Origin of the sequence: Streptomyces actuosus (assembly GCF_016921115.1) — a bacterium.
Classification (GTDB): Bacteria; Actinomycetota; Actinomycetes; order Streptomycetales; family Streptomycetaceae; genus Streptomyces; species Streptomyces actuosus_A.
The window spans coordinates 1-785 of record NZ_JAFFZS010000129.1 but is presented as its reverse complement, the minus strand read 5'-3'; the positions used below and the strand labels follow the sequence as shown (position 1 = coordinate 785).

Sequence of the window (785 nt, the reverse complement as noted above, 5' to 3'; positions counted from 1 at the left end):
GAACGCGCCGATCGCGTCACCGCCCTCGCTCACCAGCCGCCACAGATCCTCCGGCGAACCGACCCCACCCGGGAACCGGCACGCCATCCCCACGATCACCACCGGATCGTCGTCCACGCTGGTCGCAACCGACGGCAGTGCCGTGTTCACGTCTTCGTCGCCACCGACCAGCGTCGACCTGATGTGCCGGACCAGCGCAGTCGGTGTGGGGTAGTCGAAGATCAGCGTGGCAGGGAGCCTCATCCCGAGGGCCGCGCCCACGCGGTTGCGCAGCTCGACCGAGGTCAGGGAGTCGAAACCGAGTTCCTTGAAGGTATGGTCCAGCTCGATGTCGACACCTGATCCGTGACCGAGCACGGCAGCCGCGGCACCACCGACCAACTCGGCGACCAGCCGGTCCCGGTCGGCCGGCAGCGCCGCCGTGAGCTCGGCCCTGAGATCCTGACGGTGTGCTCCGGCCCCTACCTCGGCCTTGCGGCGGGCACGTCCCCGGACAAGAGCCCGCAGCAGTGCGGGTACCTCGTCAGGCGTCCGTCGACGCATGCCCGCAAGGTGGAGGTCCATAGGCAGCACTGCCGCTCGCTCCAGAGCACAGCCCCGCTCCAGCACGACATCCAGGAGATCGACTCCCCGCTCCGGCGCGAGCGGTTGCATGCCGTCGCGTGCCATGCGGCGCAGGTCGGCTTCGGTCAGCTCGGCCGTCATGCCCGCCCCCGGAGCCCACGGCCCCCAGGCCAGCGCGACGGCCGGCAACCCGGCGCGGCGACGAACGGTGGCGAAGGCGT

2 protein-coding genes are annotated in these 785 nt (G+C 70.8%); one reads left to right on the top strand and one right to left on the bottom strand.

What is annotated here, in order from left to right; translation table 11 throughout:
* A partial coding sequence (locus tag JS756_RS35905; RefSeq protein ID WP_205387450.1) for an acyl carrier protein occupies nt 1-357 on the bottom strand: 357 nt, incomplete at its 3' end.
* Here JS756_RS35905 and JS756_RS37985 point away from each other — a divergent pair.
* Nucleotides 346-785: hypothetical protein (locus JS756_RS37985; RefSeq protein ID WP_205387449.1), on the top strand; the 440-nt coding region annotated here is incomplete at its 3' end. The genes JS756_RS35905 and JS756_RS37985 overlap by 12 nt on opposite strands.